The organism is Amycolatopsis sp. WAC 04197, from assembly GCF_003947475.1.
Classification (GTDB): Bacteria; Actinomycetota; Actinomycetes; order Mycobacteriales; family Pseudonocardiaceae; genus Amycolatopsis; species Amycolatopsis japonica.
Map to the genome: position 1 here is coordinate 537,156 of NZ_QHJK01000003.1, position 19,866 is coordinate 557,021.

Sequence of the window (19,866 nt, forward strand, 5' to 3'; positions counted from 1 at the left end):
GCGGTTCCTGATGTGCCCGCCGGAACATTTCGAGGTCAGCTACTCCATCAATCCGTGGATGGAGCCGGACAAACCGACCGACGCGCCGCTGGCGCTCGTGCAATGGGACCGGTTGCGGGCCCGGCTGGTCTCGCTCGGCCACCGGGTCGACGTCGTGCCGCCCCGGCCCGGCCTGCCCGACATGGTGTTCGCCGCCAACGCCGCCACCGTGATCGACGGGCGGGTACTGGCGGCCAGGTACCGCCACCCGCAACGGTCCGGCGAGGAATCCGCGTATCAGGCATGGTTCGCCGAGCACGGCTACCCGGTCCGGCAGGCCGGGTTCGTCAACGAGGGCGAGGGCGACATGCTGCCCACCGGTGCCCGGATCCTCGCCGGCACCGGCTTTCGCACCGACCATCGCGCGCACGCCGAGGCGGCGGACCATTTCGGGCTGCCGGTGGTCACCTTGCACTTGGTCGATCCGTACTTCTACCACCTGGACACGGCGTTGGCGGTGCTCGACCACGAGGAGATCATGTACTACCCCGGCGCCTTCTCGCCGGACAGCCAGGCAGTGCTCCGGGAGCTGTATCCGGACGCGATCCTGGCCGACGAGGCGGACGCCGCCGTCTTCGGCCTCAACGCCATCTCCGACGGCGAGCACGTGCTGCTCCCCCAGTCCGCCGTCCATCTCACCGAAAGCCTGCGGGCGGCCGGTTTCACCCCGATCGCCGTCGACCTGTCCGAACTCCTGAAGGCCGGTGGAGCGGCCAAATGCTGCGCGTTGGAGCTCCGCGAACCCCTCCCCTCCACAGAAAGGCGCCGCGAGTCATCATGATCAACTACGAAGGACGGCGGTTCAGTCCGGTCGCCGTCGACGGCACCGACGACGGCAGCGAGGACCGGGTGGCGGTCTACCGGCAGAACGGCGACCTGATCTGGGGCGAGTTCTCCGGTGGCAAGGCCCGCCACGGTTCATTGACCGGGACCTGCGGCCCCGACGGGAAACTCGACTTCGCGTACTGCATGGTCCTGGAGAGCGGCGAGGTGATCTCCGGTCACTGCACGAGCATCCCGCGGATCCTCGACGACGGCCGGATCCAGCTCGACGAGGTGTGGCAGCGCTACGGCCCGCACCAGTCCGTCGGGGTCTCCCGCCTGCAAGAGATCCGGTGACGGCGATGACCCGCACCAGCGCGATGCCGTCGGTCCGCGAAGGCGAACCCCGCCGCGGCGGCACGGTCACCTGGGCCTGCGCACCCGGCTTCCCGCCGGCGGTGATCTTCCCGTTCACCCCGGCAGAACGCATGGGCATGCGCAACGTCCTGGAGTTCCAGGCCCTCATGTACCGCACCCTGTACTTCTTCGGCAGCGACGGCACACCCGAGGTCGACTACGCCTCGAGCATCGGCGAGCCTCCCGTGTGGAGCGAGGACGGGCTGACCGTCACGGTCAAGGTCAAACCGTGGAAATGGTCCAACGGCGAGACGTTGTGCGCCGACAACGTGTTGTTCTGGGTGAACCTGCTCAAGGTCAAGGGCGAGCGGTACGGCGAATACACCCCCGGCTATTTCCCCGACAACTGTACGGACTACGGCAAGCTGTCCGAGGACACCTGCTACTTCACCTTCGACAAGGTCTACTCCCGGCGCTGGGTCCTGATGAACCAGCTCAGCCTGATCATCCCGCTGCCGAAGGCGTGGGATCGCACCGCGGCGAGCCCGGCGAACGCCTCCGGCGACCTCGCCGACGTCGAGGCGGTCTACGACTACCTGATGGCCGAGCAGGGCGACATCATCGACGAGGGCAACGAGCACCGCACCCGCTGGGCCGACAGTCCTGTGTGGAGTGTCGTGAGCGGGCCGTGGCGGTTGAAGAGCTACACCCTGGACGGGGTCGTGACGTTCGTGCCCAACGAGCACTACTCCGGCCCGAACAAGCCGTATCTCGACGAATTCCGGCAGATCCCGTTCTCCTCCGACGAAGAGGAGTACCGCAGGCTCGAAGACGGGCCGGACGGCGAGGACGCGGTCCAGGTGGGTTACCTGCCGCTGAGCTTCGCCACCGGGCACACCGACGATCCCACCAAGGGCGGCGTCAACCCGTTGGCTGAGCACTACACGATGGTGCCGCAGGTGGCGTACTGCATCCGGTACACCAGCCTGAACTTCAACAACCCCACCGTGGTCGGGAAGATGTTCGCCCAGACCTACCTCCGCCAGGCGCTGCAGTGCACGCTCGACCAGGACGCCGCGGTCCGGGACATCTACCAGGGTTACGCCTACCGCCAGAACGGGCCGATGCCGATGCTCCCGGTGACGGACCTGGTGTCGCCGCCGCAGCGCGGCGGAGCGTGGCCGCTGCCCTTCGATCCCGGGCGAGCCAAGAAACTGCTGACCGAAAACGGCTGGGACACCAGCGTCACGCCCGCGGTGTGCGTCGACCCGGAGCTCGCGGGCGAAGGGATCCCACTCGGTACGAAGCTGAGCTTCCGGTTGCGTTACGTGGAAGGACGCCCGGCGCTGACCCGGCTGATGACCCAGTACAAACGTGACGCCGCAGCCGCGGGTATCGAGCTGCGGCTCGAAGAGGTCTACGGCTCGATCCTGGTCGCGGAGGACGCGCCCTGCTACCCCACCGACGAAACCCCGTGCACCTGGGAGATGTGCTGCTGGAACGGCGGCTGGGTCTACCACCACCCGACCGGCGAGATCCTGTTCAGGACCGACGCGGGCGGCAACTTCGGCCACTACCACGATCCGGTGGCCGACGAGCTGATCGAGCGCACGGTCACCACCGACGATCCGGACGTCCTCTACGAGTACCAGGACTACATCGCCGAGCAGGTGCCGGTCGTCTTCAACCCCAACTTCCCGATCCGGTTGTTCGAGGTAGCCCGCTCCCTGCGCGGCTTCGAACCGGTCAATCCGTTCGGCATGATCAGCCCGGAGAACTGGTACTACGTCGATGACTGACCCCGTCGCCCCCATCAGCGCGCACGCCATGCTGCTGTTCCTGCTCCAGCTGGGACTGCTGCTCGGGCTCGCCTTCGCCCTCGGACGGCTCGCCATCCGGCTGAAGATGCCGGCGGTGGTCGGCGAGCTGACCGCCGGTGTCCTCATCGGACCGTCGGTGCTCGCGCATCTGGCGCCAGGTCTGTCGGGCTGGTTGCTGCCGCGTGACGCCACCCAACTCAATCTGCTCGACGCCGTCGGGCAGCTCGGTGTCCTGCTGCTGGTCGGCATCACCGGCATGCACATGGACCTGAAACTGGTGCGCCGCAAGGGCGGACCAGCCGCCTGGACCAGCGCGGGCGGCTTGCTGGTGCCGCTGGGACTCGGCGTCGGGCTCGGCTTCGTGCTGCCCGCGTCGCTGATCCCGGCGGGGACCGACCGGGCCGTGTTCGCACTGTTCCTCGGCGTGGCCATGGGTGTGAGCGCGATCCCGGTGATCGCGAAGACCCTGCTGGAGATGCGGCTGCTGCATCGCGACATCGGCCAGCTGATCATCAGCGCCGCGGCCGTGGACGACATCGTCGGCTGGCTGCTGCTGTCGGTGGTGTCCGCGCTGGCCGTCACCGGGCTGGTCGCCGGTCAGGTGGCGTTCTCGATCGCCGGTCTGCTGGTGGTCTTGGTCCTCACCGTGGTCGCCGGACGGCCGCTGGTCAACGCGTCGCTGCGTCTGGCGAGCCGTTCGTCAGAGCAGGGGCCGGGTATCGCCACCGTCGTGGTCCTGCTGCTGCTGGCCGCCGCGGGCACCCACGCGATCGGCATGGAACCGGTGCTGGGGACGTTGCTGTGCGGCATCCTGATCGGGTCGTCCAAACACGTCGACCTCGCGCGGCTGGCCCCGTTGCGCACGATCGTGCTGGCCGTGCTCACCCCGATCTACTTCGCCACCGCCGGGCTGCGGATGGATCTCACGGCACTGCGCGACCCCGCCGTGCTCGGCTCGGCCGTACTGGTGCTGGCGGTCGCCGTCATCGGCAAGTTCGCCGGCGCCTACCTCGGGGCCAGGGTGGGCAGGCTCAGCCACTGGGAGGGGCTCGCGCTCGGCAGCGGTCTCAACGCGCGCGGCGTCATCCAGGTGATCGTGGCGATCGTCGGCCTGCGGCTCGGCGTCCTGACCACCGCCACCTACACGATCATCGTGCTGGTGGCGATCGTGACCTCGCTGATGGCGCCGCCGACCCTGCGCCGCGCGGTGGGCCGGATCGCCGTCACGGAGGAGGAACGCGTACGGGAGAAGGGGTTCCATGTCCAGTGAGCGACCACGACTGCTGCTGATCGCGACCGGCTGGCAGGTGTTCCGGGAATACCTGCTGCGGTCGATCGGTACCCGGTTCCGGGTGCACTTGTTCCACACCGCGGAGCCGACCTGGGAACGGGAGTACATCACCGGCTGGACCGTGCTGCCCAGCACGATCGACGGTCTCGCGATGGCCCGCGAGGCGGTCCGGCTGCACGAGGCCGAGCCGTTCGCCGGAGTGCTGTGCTGGGACGAGGGGCGTATCCACGCCACCGCCCACGTCGCCGAAGCGCTCGGGCTGCGGTGCGGCGACCCGGCGATGATCTGGCGGCTCCGGGACAAGGCGCAGACGCGCGCCGCGCTGGCCGAAGCAGGTGTTCCCCAGCCGCGGTCGGTCGCGGTCAGCACCCTCGCGCAGGCGCTGGCCGCGGCGGAAGAGGTGGGCTACCCGGCGATCCTGAAACCGCGCGGCCTCGGTGCGAGCCTCGGTGTGGTCCGGGTCGACAGCCCGGAGCGGCTCCGCGAGATGTTCGCCTTCACCCGCGACACCAAGGCACCCGACCCGGTGGTCTACGCCAGTGACCATCCGGTCCTGGTCGAGCAGTGCGTGACCGGCGAGGAGGTCAGCGTCGACTCGGTCGTCGCGGACGGCAAGGTCACACCGCTCTTCCTCGCCCGCAAGGTGGTCGGTTTCCCGCCCTACGCCGAAGAGATCGGTCACTACGTGGACGCGGACGATCCGCTGCTCACCGACTCCGCGTTCACCTCGATCCTGCAAGCTACGCACACCGCGCTGGGTTTCCGCGACGGCTGGACGCATACCGAGTACATGCTGACCGGGACCGGTCCGAAACTCATCGAGGTCAACGGCAGGCTCGGTGGCGACCTGATCCCCTACCTCGGCGAGCTGGCGACCGGCATCGACCCCGGCGTCCTCGCCGCCGCGGCGGCCTGCGGTCACGAGCTGGACCTCCGGCCCACCCGGCGGCGTGTGGCCGGGATCCGGTTCTGTTACGTCGACCGGGACGACACCACCATCGCGGCGATTCGCTTCGATCCGACGACCCTGCCGCCGAACGTGGATCAAGCGGTCACCATCGCCAAGCCCGGCGCCGTGATGTCCCCTCCGCCGCAAGGGACGGTCTGGGGCCGGGTCGCCTATGTCACCGCGGTCGCCGATTCGATCGCCGAATGCGCGCGGACCCTCGACGCCGCCCAGGCGTCGCTGCGCATCACCACTCCGCCGGTAGGTGTCGGTCGTCACGTGGCGCCGCGCCGGTGACATCCAGGCATCACGGACTAGAGCGTCGGTGCTCAGCACCGCCCCCGGAACCAGCATCGGTCGCCGACCGAAGTGGATAGGGAGCCGCTCGCGCCACGCACTCATGACCACAAGGTGGTGAGGATCGAAGTCGCGGTCCTGCTGGAAGCGATCGATATCGCCAACCCGGCCAGACACGCCAACTCGCGCCTCAGGGAACTGGAACAGCGTCATCTCGACGCGCTGCTGGCTTCAAGTCCAGGCACTCGAAGCCAGCAGTGCGGACGCGTGTCCGATTAGCAGCCTGTAAGCAGGGAGCTGATCGTCTTGTCCATGCGTGGCATCGACTCGCCTGCTCAGCAGCCGCGCAGCGAGCTGATGCGGTCGTTCATGTGGGCGGGCACGTTTCCTCGCCAGTCGACGGAAACACGCCACAGGGTGCCGCGGTAGTCGGCGTCGGTGTAGGTGCACCAGATTCTGTTGGTGCGGTTGTAGACGGAGGAGATCTGGTCATTGAAGTTCTGCCCCTGGAGATTGGCGGAGCCGGTCTGGAAGCGAACCATTCGGCCCTGAGCGTTGGCGTGCTCCCACGCGCAGAACCAGCCGGACGGGCAATCCGAGTAGGCGGTGATCGACACACCACCTTCTTGCGACGCTGGGGCGGCGCCTCCCGTCGTTTCGGCACTTGCCGTTCCGACGAATGCCACGCCGGCGGACAAGGCCGCACCAGCGGCGATCGTGGCGAAGAGTTTCTTCATTTCATCTCCTATTTGTTGTTGGTGCGCCGTCGTCTGTAGCGGCGCGGATTTCCGGTCCTCAGCTCTTGGCCGGGACGACGAACACGTGGCTCATGCCGGCGTCGTGAGTCGTGGTCGACCCGCGTGAGTCGGTCAGGTCTACCGCGGTGCCCTGCACTCCGCCGTCCATGCCGTCTTTCCACTTCACCAGGACGTAGGCGTTGAACCGCTGTTCGCAGTCGGGCCGGACGGTGAAGTCGGGCAGGTGCAGTGGCACGTAATGGTGGTGCACCGAATAGGACATCTGGCGGGTCGTCGTGGTGGCGTTGCTGGTCTGGCAGAGTTTGTCGCCGTTCCACTGGTTGACGAAGAGGGTGAAGGTGGCCATCGAGGCCGGCGGTTTGGTGCAGTCCTTGTCCTTCACCGGGTAGCACGTCTTGTACTCGGTGTCGGCGAAGACACTGAGTTTTGCGAAGCCCGGCGCGAGTGTGAAGTACGGCAACGCGGGCTCACGCGCCACGACCTCGGGGTCCGGCCCGACACGGACAAGGCCACGGGGCGTGGCCCGCTGGGCGGGAAGACCGTTCGCGGTGTTGGCCACGGACGTGTCGGCGAACTCGAGGAATCCGTCGTACAACTGGAACCGGGCGTCGAGTTCCTTGCGCATCGTGGCGGCACGGACGTACGCGGTGCAGGTGACCTTCGTGTCGACACCGGGGTGCACCAGGAAGCGAGTGGTGAGCTGGACGTCCTCCTTCTCCGGCTCCAGGGACGCGCCCTTCTGCAGGATGTTCTGTCCCGTCACGAAGCTCTGTTCACCGCCTGGCCAGGTGCACCGCACCTCGTTGTCGAACAGCGAGCGGTAGGTGGCGGAGTTCGCGCGCATCACCGATCTGACGTAGGCGGTCTGCGTCGCCGACATCTGCAGGTACACGCTGCCCAACTCCTTGACCTCCTGGTCGAACTTCACCGGCTCACCCGGCTTTGTCTCGGGCACCTTCGGCGCGAGCACCTGTTGCGGCGTGAACTTGACATAGGTGGCGTCGCTCGCGGTCGCCGCCGGCGCGAGCACGACAAGCACCACGGCACCGAGAATGAAGGACAGGATTCGCCTCACCGAGGTCTCCTTTCACCAGTGAGAATTTAGCGTGACGAACTATTTCGGCGATAACACATGGCCGCTTCGTTAAGAGGCGAGGTGGAGTTTCGGTGGGTACGGACACTCCTGAAGTGAAACTGATTCACGACCCACCAGGGGTACGGAACAACCATGTCGCGTAACAGGCAGCGGCGGCAAGGCATACCGGAATGTGTGTCGTCCCGGCATGCGTGAAACGGTCCTGAACAGGGGTTTCCCGAAGGGCGCGGGACGGTGCCATACTGGCTTGCGGCACCGGAGACTTGGGGAGGGTCGATGGATGTGTCGAGTGCGCGCAGCGAGCTTGCGCGACTTCTCACTGCACTCAAGGAGCGCAGCGGCCTGAGCTATTCAGAGCTAGGCCGAAAGTCGCATATCAGCAGTTCAACCCTGCATCGATACTGCTCCGGAGTAACAGTTCCACCCGATTACCGGACGATTGCAGCAATCGCCACCGCCTGTGAGGCGACTGACCAAGACCTCACCGATCTGCTACGGCACTGGCAGGTGGCCAACGGCAAAATGACCGCGGAGACACCGGTTTCCTCAGCCGAAACTTCGGACCTGTCCTCCAGCTCTCGCCAGCGACGCCCACGATCACTCGCGGCCGCCGCTGCGATCCTCGTGGCGATCGTGATCCCGTCGAGCACGGCATTCAACGATGCCGACCCCTCAACCCCCGCGCCCGCCGCCGCCCCCGCCGACACCGTCATCCGATACGACTTCACGCCACGTCGCATACTCGCACCGCGGATGCCCAAGGCAATGCCGGGCGAATCCGGGAAGCCCGATCATGAGGTGGTGGCGCTGGGCAGCGTCGAGCTCGAGATGGCGACGACCCAGACCGCGTACGTGGTATCGGTGATGCGCGCAAGCTCGGCGACCCACCTCTCGCTGTTCGACAACGAGGTCCGGTGCAGGTGGCCCGGCGGAGAGCAGAACTTCGTGACCGGGCAGAACATCCTGGAGGAAGGCGCCTCGTCGGAGCGGGAGAAGGAAGAGGTCCAGCTCACCACCCGCTTCCTGCTGCATCCCGGTGTGGCCACCAAAGTCGCCTGCACCGCCTACCTCCGCGCCGCCACCCTCAGGGAAGACCTCGACGCGCAGTTCCGGCTGGACAGCGGGCGGATCGAGGTCGCCGACACGTCCGTCGGCAACACGACCACAGGCGCGCCGGCCCAGGGTGCGGTGCCGCGTGGCCTTCTGCACGTAGGACCGGACCCACGCATGATCGCCCGGGAACCGGTACTCAGGTCCGTCACCTTCGCACCGGGATTCACCCACCTCAGCGTCGTCGCCGACACCCAATACCAGACCTGTTACCCGCAGAAGGGCAAGCACTGCGACACGCTTGACCCGACCGCGTCGAGGGCTACCTTCACGCTGTACGTCACCCAGTGGAAGGGCAACGAGGTCTGCCACAAGAACCGGGCGACCGGGGAACTCCGCGAGATGTCCCACACGGTGCACCGCCACCACGTACCACTGCACCTGCCCGACTTCACCATCCGCGCCGACTGTGACCCCCGGTTCAGCGCCTACGTCATGGTGAAGTGGGTAGACGGGATGGACGGCGCGGTACAGGGCGCCGCGGAAGGCCTGACCGACTCACGCGGATCCACCACAATGCACAACGCCGACATGAGCCACATTTTCATGATCCCCCACAAGGGCTTGCGCTGAGTCTCCGCGGCCCCGCTTCACCAGCGCCGGCAAAACGGAGGGATTCGCACACCCGACGCGGTGAAGCCACGCCTTCCGTACAGGCCGCTCTGGCCAGCGTTCGCGGTCACCCGCGGCAGCGACCTCGGCGCCGAGGTCTGGCTCGGCCCGTCCCAACTCGGGCACGATGCGATCGACGTGAGCCAGCTACCGGCATCGCGAACGCCCTGGGATCCGGCCGAGCACGCCGCACCGCCACCAGGTTCGTGACCCCCGAGCAGTTCCTCGACTGCCTGCCCGTCACGGTGCGGATGAGCATGGTGAAGTCCGCCGTCGTCGACGCGCTGGCGGCCGACGCCGACGGCGTCCTGCTGAGCTTCGAGATGCCCGGGTTCTACCGCGTCCATGTCGCGAACGTGTTCAACCGAGACGTGGCCGTAGACGAAGAGGAGACCACCCTCGTCTACGACGCCTTCACCGCCTCACTCTGCCCTGACCTCCGGGCCCCTTCCCCGGGGACACGGGAAGCGCTAGCCGTACGGGTTCTCCCGCGGACGACCGATCTGCGCCTCGAACATCGGTGCGTTACCCCCGGCGCCGCACCCGAAGCAGTGGGACGTGCCGTATTCCGGGCGGACTCTGAACACCCGCGAACCGCAGAAGGGGCAGTCACCCTGCAACTGGGTGTTCCCGAGCGAGCTCAGCTACACGTACGGCGAGACGGCCTCCACGACGTGGCTGGCTGGTAAGAGTCGGCCTGAGCGGCAACTTACCCGACCTCGATCACCTTGACGTTGGTGATTGCGGCCTGACACGAGGTGCTGGTGTTGCCTTTGAATTTGAGGAAAAGGGTGTCGGTGTACGCCTTGAAGGTACGGAGCACTGCCTTTCGCCAGTGCGCCTTCCCGTCCGCGTCATGTGGCTTGATGTCGGCTGACAGCACGGTTGTTCCGTCGTCGTCGGCGAATTCGACGGTGAAGTCGACGTTCTGGCCGACGCAGTTGCCCCAAGCGTCGGGGCTGTGCTGGAAGCTGAGCCGGTACCAGGCGCCCGGGTCGGGCGTGAGGCGCTGTTGGATACCGCCGCCGGTGAACTCGGGGCCGAGATCCACCGCCTGGTAGCCATTGGGGTGCTGGGCAAAGTCTGCGCTGAGCAGGTCATAGCCGGCGCCGACCTTCTGCCACGGGGCGGCAGGACCGTTGTTGCGCCACGTGACCCCGGACAACGTGGGATTGGTGACGAAGGTCCCGTTCTCCACCAGGTTTTCTTCTGGTGCGGCGGAAGCGGGTGCCGTTTGCACGGTCAACGGGACGGCCAGAAGCATTGCCGTGGCCGCGACGACGATACGACTGCGTATTTTCCTGTGTTCGGTCATGATCGAGTGATAGGTTCCCGTGCCATCACTTAAACGGTTTTCGGTTGCTCGTCCCCTCTGTGTGTGAACGGCTTCGCCCAAAAGTGGTTCGGGAACCCGAATATCGATGAGTAAGTCCCCGGTGTCTGGAGCGGCCAGGAACGCGGGTGCAATGGTTGCCGGAGCTTGATCGTTAGCTGGTTTCGTGGAGCTGCTTCGCGGCATCGCTTGCGGTGAGACGGGTCGGGGATTGGTAGAGGTCGAAGTCTGGACGGTCGGCGCCGAGAGTGCGATGGTGGCCCAGTCGACGGTGGTGAATGCCTTGAGTGGCACATTTGTCGTCTGGCCGGCGAGGCGTCCGGCAAGGTGGGTTGGCGAGTCCGAGGTAGCGGGCCGTGGACAGTGCGGTGAGTTCCCAGACGTTTGATGCTGGCGGCGACAACGCGGACACGCGGAAATTGAGGTGCCAGGACAGGCCGAGCATCCCTACCGTCGGCCCCATGCACCATGGATCCGCCCTGCTGAACGTCATCGATGTCGAAGCCACCTGCTGGGACGGGCAGCCGCCGCCCGGCTCGGTGAACGAGATCATCGAGATTGGTCTCACCGTCGTGGATGTGTCGGCGGGGCGCCGTGTGTCCCGGCATCGTGTCTTGGTCCGGCCTGTCCGGTCGACGGTGAGCGACTTCTGCACTGAACTGACCGGACTGACGCAAGCTGAGGTGGAGCGGGGCGTCTCCTTCGGCGAGGCATGCCGAATCCTCGTCGAGGAGTACGAGGCTGGGGAGCGGCCCTGGGCGAGTTGGGGCGAGTACGACCGTCGGCAATTCGCGCGGCAGAGTCACGCTGACGGGGTGGCCTACCCGTTCGGCTATCCGACTGAGCGCACCCACACCAACGCCAAGGCCGTGTTCGCCGCGGCCTACGGGCTGCGCAAGAAACCCGGCATGGATCGCGCTCTGCAGATCGCCGGACTGCCGCTGGAGGGACGCCATCACCGCGGCGAAGACGACGCGTGGAACATCGCCGCACTCGTCCTCGATCTTGTGGGCCGTGGGGCATGGCCGGTCACGGCCACAATCAACGGAGAGGCTGATACTGCCCCGGTTCTCCGGACATCCCTTGGAAAGCAGCAACTTTCGTAACCGACGTTGTACGGCGCGCTTCGCGTCCGGGCGTTCAGGTGGTTGTCCAGGGTAGCCGTATCGCTTCGATCTCGGAGTCGCTCACCAACGCGTCGACCAGCACCTGCGGGCCGGCGACCTTGGTGGCCCACAGGTCGTAGTCGGTACACAGGCACCACGATTTCGTGGTCCTGCACGCCGGGTCGCTCACTCCCCCGCCTCCTGGATCAGTCCCGTGTTGCGATGATTCCTTACCCGGGCCGACGACCCGGGCAATGGCGGCGGAGACCAAGCGGCGAACTCGCGTGATCGCGTGGACGACACGCGTGACTGGACGGACGACACGCGCATTCCGGGGTCGCCGAAGTCGGCGGAGGCATCAAGGTCGCCGTCGTCCGCGCTCCCGACGGCAACCCAGCCTGATCCACAACCCCACTTCAAAGCCGAGTAGCCCACTCAGCCGATGTCCAACACCGCTTTGCCGTGCAGGCGCCGTTCGAGCAGGGCCGTAACCGCCTCGCCGTAGGAGGTCCACGGCGCCCGCATGCTGATCCCGGGGTCGAGGCGGCCAGCGGCGATCTCGGCGGCGAGCCAGGTCAGGTCCGCGGAGAAGTCTTCGGCCGGGTCGGCGAGCAGGAAGTAGGTGCGGATCGACCGGTCGTGCCGTCCGTCGGTCGGTGTCAACGCTGCGGCGGGGAAAACCGAATCCGCTCCGGACGACCGGCCGACGCTCACCACCGTCCCGCCCGCCTCGACGGCGGCGAACGCGTCCACGAGCTGCTGTCCTCCGACGTTCTCCAGCACCGCGGCCACCGGGCGCTCCACGTGGGCGGGGTCGGCGTGGACCTCGTGCGCTCCCAGCGCCCGCAGGCCGTCCTCCAGCGCGGGATTCCCGCTGATCGCGACGACCTCGGCGCCCGCACGGGCCGCGAGCTGGATCGCGTAACGGCCGACGCCGCCGGAGGCGCCGGTGATCATCACCCGGCGGCCGAGCAGCTGTCCCATGCGGCGCAACACCTGCAACGCGGTCAGCCCGGCGACCGGGATGGTGCTCACCGCGCCGAGGTCGGCGCCGTCCGGCACGACGCCGAGCCGCTTGGCCGGGACCGCCCGCAGCTCCGCCCATCCGGCGGTCTCGCCGAGCGTGACCACCCTGGTCCCGGCCGCGGGACCGGAACCGTCGGCCGCCGGCTCGATCACGACGCCCGCCGCGTCCCAGCCGATCACGGATCCGTCCGGAGTGGACGGATCGATCGCGCCCTTGACCTCGCCGTAGTTGAGGGAAACCGCCTCCACCCGGACCAGCGCCTCGCCGGGCGCGGGTTCCGGATCGGCCACGTCGGCCTGGGACAGATGGGCTTTCGCGGTGTGGTCCACGACTAGTGCGCGCACGATCCGATCTCCTCCGAGTCAAAGTGCCACAGTGTGGCGTTTGCTCCATTGAAGCATATGCTCGCTCGGGGCGGGTCCGCTAGACTTCGGTCCATGACGACCCCCGGGGAGCCCGCGACGCTGCGCGAGCGCAAGAAACTGCGCACTCGCCAAGCCCTGGCGGAGACGGCGATCGTCCTGTTCGGCGAACACGGTTTCGACGCCACCCCGCTCGACGCGCTGCTCGAAGCGGTGGAGGTGTCGAGGCGGACCTTCTTCCGCAACTACCGCTCGAAGGAGGACGTCGCCCTTACCGCCGTCAAGCAGCTCTGGAGCGATTTCCTGGTCACACTGGACGAAACCGGGAAGTCCGGGTCCCTTGTGGACGTTTTCCGGGACGCGCTGCTGACCACGTTGGCCCGTATGGACGACGACTGGTACGAGCGCTTCCCCGCGACGCTCAGGTTGATCGACCAGTCGGCCTCGCTGAACGGCCATTCGCTGCGGCACTGCGCGGAGATCCAGACCGAGGTCGCGCATCGGCTCGGCGATCCGCGCGACCTCGAACTGCGCATGCTCATCGAATTCTGCGTGGCCACCTGGCGGTGCGCGCTGGACGAATGGCTGCCCGACTGCGCTCCCGGCGAGCTGCCGGGCCACGTGCGGCGCGCGTTCTCCGCCATGAACGACAGCTTGCTGCTGCGAGCCTGAGGCCCCGCTCAGCGTACGAGGCCGGATTCCCAGGCCCACACGGCGATTTCCGTGCGGTTGCGCGCGGCGATCTTGCGCTGGATCGAGGCGAGGTGGGTCTTCACCGTCGACAGGGAGATCGTCAGCTCGTCGGTGATCTCGGCATTCGTCCGGCCGCGCGCGATGGCCTTGGCCACGTCGAGTTCGCGCTGGGTCAGCGCGGGCTCGGCACGGCGGGCGCGGCGCCGGGCCGAGGTGGCGGTGAAATGGGCCAGCAGCCGCGTGGTGATCGACGGCGAGACCAGCGCTTCACCGTTCGCGGCCGCGTGCACCGCCTCCACCAGGAGTCCGGGACCGGCGTCCTTCAGGAGAAATCCGCAGGCGCCGGCGCACAACGCCTCGTGGACCAGCTCGTCGAGGTCGAAGGTGGTGACGACCAGGACGCGCAACGGGTCTTCGACGTCAGGGCCCGCCAGCCGCCGCGTGGCGGCGAGGCCGTCGACGAGCGGCATGCGGATGTCCATCAGCGTGACGTCCGGCCGCAACCGCTGGGCCAGCCGGACCGCCTGCTCGCCGTTCTCCGCCTCGCCGACCACTTCCAGCCCCGGCACCCGTTCCAGGATCAACCGGAAACCCGTGCGTACCAAGGCCTGGTCATCGGCCAGCAGGACTCGCACCGTCACCGCGCGGCTCCTCCTTCCGGTGCCGCGGCGGCCGAAACGCCACCCGGCAAAGGCAATTCGGCGAGCACTCGCCAGCCGCGCTCGCCATCCGCCCCGGCGGTCAGCGTGCCGTCGAGCGCCCCGATCCGCTCGGCCATCCCGATCAGGCCGTAGCCGCCGGGCGATCGGCGCACCCGGCCTGGCCGGAGTCCGTCGTTGGCGACCTCGACCCGGAGGTACCGGCGGCCGTCCACCGGCTCGACCCGCACGGTGACACTGCGGGCGTCGGGCGCGTGCCTGCGCGCGTTGTTCAGCGATTCGAGGACGACGCGGTGGACGGTGGACACCGTTTCCGGCGCGACCGCGAGTTCGGCGAGCCCGTCCGCCAGCCGCACCGTGACGCCCTCGTCGTCGCCGACCGCCGCTTCGATGGTCTCCACCAACCCGCCGGCGGTGACCTGCGACGCGAGTTCGGGGCTGCGCAGCATCATGACGAGCCGCCGCACCGCGCCGAGGGCTTCCGCGCCCGCTTGCTCGATCTCCTTGATCAGCTCCTGTTCCGGCCCGTCCGCGAGGATGACGCCGGCGGCTTGCGTACGGACCACGACCCCGGTGATGTGGTGCGCCACCAGATCGTGCAGTTCCCTGGCGAGGGCGAGCCGCTCCCGGTCGCGGGCCGCGGCCAGCGCCGCCTCACGACGGGCTTCGCCGTCCCGCAGCATCAGCCCGACGATGACGCTGCACCCCCACAGCAACGCCCAGACCACCGCGATGGACAACGTCGTGAACGTGTCGGTGAAGCGCAGGACCGGGGCCGCCGCCATGGTCAGTCCCCCGAGCACCGCGAGCACGGCGGCATGCCCGCGCGGCAGCCGGTGGCACGCCGCCCCGACCAGGACAGCCAGCGCCAGCGCCTCGGCGTCACCGCTCGGCGCCGCGGCAGGTTCGAACAGGAAACCGACCGCGCTGCAAGCCAGCGAGAGGACGATCCCCGACGCGGTCAGCGTCGCCGTCCGCGCCGGGAAACGGCGCCGCAGCAACGCCAACGCCCCGAGCACCAGACCGGCCGCGAAGTAGAGGACCTCACCTGCCGGAGCCGGGCCGTCCAGGATCAGGCGGCGCACCAGCTGTTCGATGTTGAGCCCGGCCAGCACCACGATCTCGGCGATCACCAGACCGCGGACAGGAGGCGGAGTGGCGGTCGGAAGCACGCTGCCGTCCTTCCTCGTTCGCTGGTCCGGTGATCATCATGCCTCAGCGGTGCCGGGGACGCCGGATGCGCCGGCGTCCCCGGTGTTTCATCGTGGTTCGGCCGCGCACGCCAGGTCGTGCTTCGGGCGCTGACCCGTCAGCAGGAACGTGGTCGCCGCCGTGTCGGCGCATTTGTTGCCGACGTAGGGATAGACGCCGTGCCCGCCCGCGTCGACGGTGACCATGCGGGCCCGGTCGCCGAACGCGCGCCGCAGTTTCTCGGCACCGGCCAGCGGGGTCGCCGGGTCACGCTGGTTCTGCAGCATCAGCACGGTGGACGGGCCCCGGTCACCGACGCGCACGGGCGGATCGGCGGGCGCGGACCAGAACGCGCACGGCTGGACGTTGGCCCCGGCGGCGCCGAACATCGGATGCCGGAGCCGGTCGATCGCGACGGTGCGCTGATAGGTTCCCACCGAGCCGGGCCAGCGGGAGTCGTTGCAGATCATGTAATAGCGGCCGGAAACCAGGTTCTCCACGCCGGGCACTTCGCCGGGGCCCAGCGGAGGGAGCGGCTGGTCCTTGTCGAGCGCCTGCCAGATCTTGCCCACGAGCGGCATTCCCGCGTCACTGAAGAGGAAACCCCAGGTGAGCATCCGGAACGTCGGGCCGTCGATGTCACGCACCGGGGCCTTGTCCAGCCGCGCGGCGAGGTCGAAGTACTTCGCGGTGACCTGCTCCGGCGTGCTGCCCAGACCGTAGGTGGCCGAGTTGGCCGAGGCGAACTTGGCGAAGTCCGGGAACCGGTCGTCGAAGCCCTGGGCGTACAGCCGGTCGTTCGCGTAGTCCCAGCCGTCCGGGCCCACGTTGCTGTCGAGCATGATCCGGTCGCTGCGCTGCGGGTACAGCGTCGTGTACACGGCGCCGAGGTGGGTGCCCCACGAGTACCCGGCGAAGGAGATCTTCTTCTCTCCCAGCGCGGCCCGGATGCTGTCCATGTCCCGCGCGGTGTTCGCCGTGCTGACGTGCGGCAGCATCCACGCCGACTTCGAGGTGGCGCACTGCCGGGCGATGGCCTTCGACTGCTCGGCCCGCTTCGCCACGTCGGCGGCGTCGCGTGCGTACGGCGGGACGTTGCCCACCGCGCTCTGCTCGGGCGTCAGGTCACAGGTCACCGGCGTGCTGTGCGCCATCCCGCGCGGGTCGAACCCGATCAGGTCGTAGCTGTCGAGGACGGCCGGCGGCAGCTTCGCCGTCCTCAGGTCGGCGGGGAACTTCAGCCCAGCCGACGGACCACCTGGATTGGTGAGCAGCACGCCGCGACGCTGTCCCGGGTTCTTGCTGGCCAGCCGGGAGATCGCGATGTCGATCCGCTTGCCGCCAGGGTCGTCGTAATCGAGTGGGACCTTGATCGTCGAACATTCCAGGCCGGGTGCCGCGGCGTCGGCCGGACACGGCCCCCACTTCACTGTCTCCGGCGACGCCTCCGGTGCCGCCCCGGCCGGTGCCGCCGCCGCGGCGGCCGCCAGGATGGCGATCGCGAGCGCGATGGACCACGTCTTTCTCATCCGAGACCCCTCTTCCGTCTGTTGGCGAATCCCCATCCTGTTCACCACACGGTGAACGCACATCGAGCGCGCGAATGGTTCCTTCATCGCCTTTGGTCGGCCAAAAGGACTAGCCCGAAGGAGCATGGGGCGAGCGAGCAGGCGGGGCGCCGGTACGGAGTGGGTCGGGGTGGTCGTGAGTGGTAAGTGACGTTAGAACGTCACTTACCACTCACGACCCGCTCGCGCTCAGAGCATCGCGTTCACGCCTGTGAGATCCCGGCCGATGAGCAGTTTCTGCACCTGGCTGGTGCCTTCGTAGAGGGTCAGCACGCGGGCGTCGCGCAGGTATTTGCCGACCGGGAACTCGTCGATGAACCCGTAGCCGCCGAAGACCTGGAGGCAGTTGTTGCTGACCCGCACCGCGGCCTCGCTCGCGTGGTACTTCGCGATGGACGCGTCGGTCGCGTAATCCTTGGGCGAGACACCGGAATCGGCGATCCGCGCGACGTGATGGGTGAGCAGGCGGGCGGCCCGGACGTCCACCGCGGACTCGGCGAGCAGCTCCTGCACCAGCTGGAACGACGCGATCGGGCGGCCGAACTGGGTGCGCTCGGTGGAGTACCGCACGGCGGCGTCCACGGCTGCCTGCGCCAGCCCGACGGCGCCGGCGGCGACCGAGACCCGGCCGCGGGACAGCGCGCCCAGCGCGATGCCCAGACCGCGATCCACCTCGCCCAGCCGGGCCGAGTCGGGTACGCGCACGCCGTCGAAGGTCAGCTCCGCGGTGGCCTGGCCGCGCAGGCCGAGTTTTCCGTGGATCTCCCGCGAGGTCAGCCCCGGCGAGTCGGTCGGCACCAGGAACGCGGTGAGGCCACGCTCGCTGGTGCGGGCGAAGGTCAACGCCACCTGCGCCCAGGTTCCGTTGGTGATGAACATCTTTCCGCCGTCGAGGATCCAGTCGCCACCGTCGCGGGTGGCGCGGGTGCTGACCGACGCCGCGTCGGAGCCGGTGCCCGGCTCGGTGAGGGCGAAACAGCCGAGAGCCTCGCCGCTGACGAGACGGGGCAGCCACTGCGCCCGCTGCTCGTCCGTCCCGTGCGTCACGATGGTCTTGGTGACCAGGCCGAGCGACACCGAAACGATCCCGCGCACCGCGGAGTCACCACGCCCGAGTTCTTCCGTCACCAGGACGTAGGACAGCATGTCCGAGTCCACCCCGCCGTAGACCTCGGGGACCATCAAGCCGAGGAAACCCAGTTCTCCCAAGCGTTTCACGATGCCGCGATCGACCTGTTCGGCGCGGTCCCACTCCGCCGCGTGCGGGGCGATCTCGTCGTCGACGAACCGCGCGGCCATGGCGCGGATGTCGCGTTGTGTCTCGGTCAGGCCGAAATCCGGTGAAATCACGGTGTTTCCTTCTCCAGCGGGTAGGCGGGGGCGGTCAGGGGCAGGCCGAGTGCGGCGCGTTCCCGCAGCCAGCGCGTCGGCCGGTAGCGCGGGTCGCCGGTGCTCTCGTGCAGCCGGTCCTGGAGTTCGAGCAGCCGGACGGCCCCGACGCGATCACCCCAGGCGAGCGGTCCGGCCGGGTAGCCGAGCGCGGCCGTGACGGCCAGGTCGATGTCCTCCGGGGTGGCCAGCGAACGCTCCGCGATCGACGCGGCGACCGAGACGATCGACGCGAGCAGGCGCTGGGCGACCGAACCGGCGGTGTCCCGCACCACCGACACCGCTTCCGCGCCCACCGCCAGCACCCCGGCGGCGGCGCGGACCGCCTCCGGGTCCGACGCCGGGGTCACCGCCAGCACCCGGCGGCGAGTGGCCAGCGAAAGCGGATCGCCGCCGAAGGTGCGGGACGCGGGCAGCCCGTGCTCGGCGATCATCGCCGAAACCGTGGTCCCCCAGGTCGGCACGAGCACGACGGCCTCGGGGGTCAGCTCGTCCGACGCCGTCGGCAGCGTCGCGCGCAGCGCATCGGCGTCCGGCCCCGATCCGGCGATCCACAGTGGACACTCAGCGGCGACGACCGGTGTTTCCGTGGGCTCCTCGGCGCCGGGACGGTGGTCGTAGAACCCGCGGCCACTCTTGCGGCCGAACAGCCCGGCCGCCACCCGGTTCGGGGTGAGGAACGACGGCCGGAGCCGGTCGGAATACCGGAACCCGGTCCAGATCGAGTCGATCACGGCGGCCGTCACGTCGAGACCGGTCAGGTCCATCAGCTCGAACGGGCCCATCCGCAGGCCGAGCACGTCACGGGCGATCCGGTCGATGACCACTGGTTCGGCGGCAGAGTCCTCCAGCAGCGCGAACGCCTCGGTGACCAGTCCGCGCCCGGCGTGGTTGACCAGGAAACCGGGGGTGTCGGCGACCGTCACCGCGCGGTGGCCGGACGCGTGCACCAGCTCGGCCAGCACGCCGGGGATGTCGGGGCGCGTGGCCGCTCCCGGGACGACCTCGACGATCTTCATCAACGGCACCGGGTTGAAGAAGTGCAGCCCGGCCAGCCGCGACGGATCGGCCAGGGTGGCGGCGATGCGGGTCACCGGCAGCGAGGACGTGTTCGTCGCGAAGATCGTCGTCGGCGGCAGCACCGCTTCCAGCCCGGTGAACAGCTCCGCCTTGGTGTCCAGATCTTCGCGGACCGCTTCGATCACCAGATCGACGTCGTCACCCGGCGCCGCGACCGCGTCCAACGGCACGAGCCGGGCGCGGACCTGGTCCGCTTCCGTCATACGCCCCTTGACGACCGCGCGATCCAGCAGCTGCCCGACGAAGCCGATCGCCTCGCCGACCGCCTCGCGCCGCGCGTCGGCGAGCTCGACGGTGTGCCCGGCGGTCGCCGCCCACTGCGCGATACCCCGGCCCATCACGCCGGTTCCGATGACCCTGATCCGCATGT

Annotated in this window: 20 protein-coding genes; 9 read left to right on the top strand and 11 right to left on the bottom strand. The window is 68.5% G+C overall.

The window, feature by feature from the left end; genetic code table 11:
- The first annotated feature begins 10 nt into the window (after positions 1-10).
- The 6 genes from ddaH to DMC64_RS42680 all read left to right on the top strand — a co-directional run bounded on the left by ddaH (position 11) and on the right by DMC64_RS42680 (position 5,791).
- Entirely contained in the window at positions 11-820 is an 810-nt protein-coding gene (gene ddaH, locus DMC64_RS15415; protein ID WP_125734284.1) for a dimethylargininase, read from the top strand.
- Positions 817-1,158: a hypothetical protein gene (locus DMC64_RS15420; protein WP_037337764.1), complete on the top strand. Its 342-nt coding sequence runs from the start codon at positions 817-819 to the stop codon at positions 1,156-1,158. The genes ddaH and DMC64_RS15420 overlap by 4 nt, the downstream gene beginning before the upstream one ends.
- A 5-nt stretch (positions 1,159-1,163) precedes the next feature.
- Positions 1,164-2,957 (top strand): ABC transporter substrate-binding protein, encoded by a 1,794-nt coding sequence (locus DMC64_RS15425; protein ID WP_125734075.1) that lies wholly within the window; start codon positions 1,164-1,166, stop codon positions 2,955-2,957.
- Positions 2,950-4,248, top strand: a complete 1,299-nt coding sequence (locus DMC64_RS15430) for a cation:proton antiporter (RefSeq protein WP_125734076.1) — start codon at positions 2,950-2,952, stop codon at positions 4,246-4,248. Before DMC64_RS15425 ends, DMC64_RS15430 begins: the two co-directional genes overlap by 8 nt.
- Positions 4,238-5,512 (top strand): ATP-grasp domain-containing protein, encoded by a 1,275-nt coding sequence (locus tag DMC64_RS15435; RefSeq protein ID WP_125734077.1) that lies wholly within the window; start codon positions 4,238-4,240, stop codon positions 5,510-5,512. The genes DMC64_RS15430 and DMC64_RS15435 overlap by 11 nt, the downstream gene beginning before the upstream one ends.
- A 117-nt stretch (positions 5,513-5,629) precedes the next feature.
- Positions 5,630-5,791: a hypothetical protein gene (locus tag DMC64_RS42680; RefSeq protein WP_158634219.1), complete on the top strand. Its 162-nt coding sequence runs from the start codon at positions 5,630-5,632 to the stop codon at positions 5,789-5,791.
- A 56-nt stretch (positions 5,792-5,847) separates the two neighbouring features.
- Here the strand turns inward: DMC64_RS42680 and DMC64_RS15440 are convergent, their stop codons facing one another.
- Positions 5,848-6,249 carry a peptidase inhibitor family I36 protein gene (locus tag DMC64_RS15440; RefSeq protein WP_125734078.1) on the bottom strand — a complete coding sequence of 134 codons (402 nt, stop codon included), beginning with the start codon at positions 6,247-6,249 and terminating at the stop codon, positions 5,848-5,850.
- 58 nt (positions 6,250-6,307) lie between these two features.
- Entirely contained in the window at positions 6,308-7,345 is a 1,038-nt protein-coding gene (locus DMC64_RS15445; RefSeq protein WP_125734079.1) for a hypothetical protein, read from the bottom strand.
- A 297-nt stretch (positions 7,346-7,642) separates the two neighbouring features.
- On the opposite strand from DMC64_RS15445, the gene DMC64_RS15450 reads away from it, so the two are divergent.
- Positions 7,643-9,049, top strand: a complete 1,407-nt coding sequence (locus tag DMC64_RS15450) for a helix-turn-helix transcriptional regulator (RefSeq protein ID WP_125734080.1) — start codon at positions 7,643-7,645, stop codon at positions 9,047-9,049.
- Between the two features lie 509 nt (positions 9,050-9,558).
- Here the strand turns inward: DMC64_RS15450 and DMC64_RS15455 are convergent.
- Both DMC64_RS15455 and DMC64_RS15460 read right to left on the bottom strand, forming a co-directional pair.
- Complete coding sequence (locus tag DMC64_RS15455; protein WP_233629669.1) at positions 9,559-9,675, bottom strand: hypothetical protein; 117 nt, start codon at positions 9,673-9,675, stop codon at positions 9,559-9,561.
- A gap of 122 nt (positions 9,676-9,797) precedes the next feature.
- A complete protein-coding gene (locus DMC64_RS15460; protein WP_125734081.1) occupies positions 9,798-10,403 on the bottom strand; it encodes a DUF642 domain-containing protein in 606 nt (201 codons plus the stop codon).
- A 479-nt stretch (positions 10,404-10,882) separates the two neighbouring features.
- On the opposite strand from DMC64_RS15460, the gene DMC64_RS15465 reads away from it, so the two are divergent.
- The gene (locus tag DMC64_RS15465) at positions 10,883-11,527 is read left to right on the top strand and encodes a 3'-5' exonuclease (RefSeq protein ID WP_233629670.1); all 645 of its coding nucleotides are present in this window, start codon (positions 10,883-10,885) and stop codon (positions 11,525-11,527) included.
- Between the two features lie 34 nt (positions 11,528-11,561).
- Here DMC64_RS15465 and DMC64_RS42685 read toward each other — a convergent pair whose 3' ends face one another.
- Together DMC64_RS42685 and DMC64_RS15470 are read right to left on the bottom strand one after the other, a co-directional pair.
- Positions 11,562-11,717 (bottom strand): hypothetical protein, encoded by a 156-nt coding sequence (locus tag DMC64_RS42685; RefSeq protein WP_158634220.1) that lies wholly within the window; start codon positions 11,715-11,717, stop codon positions 11,562-11,564.
- 245 nt (positions 11,718-11,962) lie between these two features.
- Positions 11,963-12,898 carry a zinc-binding dehydrogenase gene (locus DMC64_RS15470; protein ID WP_125734082.1) on the bottom strand — a complete coding sequence of 312 codons (936 nt, stop codon included), beginning with the start codon at positions 12,896-12,898 and terminating at the stop codon, positions 11,963-11,965.
- 93 nt (positions 12,899-12,991) lie between these two features.
- Here DMC64_RS15470 and DMC64_RS15475 point away from each other — a divergent pair, with 93 nt between their 5' ends.
- Positions 12,992-13,588: a TetR family transcriptional regulator gene (locus DMC64_RS15475; protein WP_125734083.1), complete on the top strand. Its 597-nt coding sequence runs from the start codon at positions 12,992-12,994 to the stop codon at positions 13,586-13,588.
- Positions 13,589-13,596: 8 nt separating this feature from the next.
- Here DMC64_RS15475 and DMC64_RS15480 read toward each other — a convergent pair whose 3' ends face one another.
- The 5 genes from DMC64_RS15480 to DMC64_RS15500 all read right to left on the bottom strand — a co-directional run bounded on the left by DMC64_RS15480 (position 13,597) and on the right by DMC64_RS15500 (position 19,864).
- Positions 13,597-14,250, bottom strand: coding sequence for a response regulator transcription factor (locus DMC64_RS15480; RefSeq protein ID WP_037337741.1), 654 nt, complete (start codon positions 14,248-14,250; stop codon positions 13,597-13,599).
- Positions 14,247-15,440: a sensor histidine kinase gene (locus DMC64_RS15485; RefSeq protein WP_125734084.1), complete on the bottom strand. Its 1,194-nt coding sequence runs from the start codon at positions 15,438-15,440 to the stop codon at positions 14,247-14,249. Before DMC64_RS15485 ends, DMC64_RS15480 begins: the two co-directional genes overlap by 4 nt.
- Positions 15,441-15,527: 87 nt before the next feature.
- Positions 15,528-16,988 (bottom strand): alpha/beta hydrolase, encoded by a 1,461-nt coding sequence (locus tag DMC64_RS15490; RefSeq protein ID WP_125734085.1) that lies wholly within the window; start codon positions 16,986-16,988, stop codon positions 15,528-15,530.
- A 228-nt stretch (positions 16,989-17,216) separates the two neighbouring features.
- The gene (locus DMC64_RS15495; protein ID WP_125734086.1) at positions 17,217-18,377 is read right to left on the bottom strand and encodes an acyl-CoA dehydrogenase family protein; all 1,161 of its coding nucleotides are present in this window, start codon (positions 18,375-18,377) and stop codon (positions 17,217-17,219) included.
- Positions 18,374-19,864, bottom strand: coding sequence for a 3-hydroxyacyl-CoA dehydrogenase NAD-binding domain-containing protein (locus tag DMC64_RS15500; RefSeq protein WP_125734087.1), 1,491 nt, complete (start codon positions 19,862-19,864; stop codon positions 18,374-18,376). The genes DMC64_RS15495 and DMC64_RS15500 overlap by 4 nt, the downstream gene beginning before the upstream one ends.
- Between the last annotated feature and the right edge of the window lie 2 nt (positions 19,865-19,866).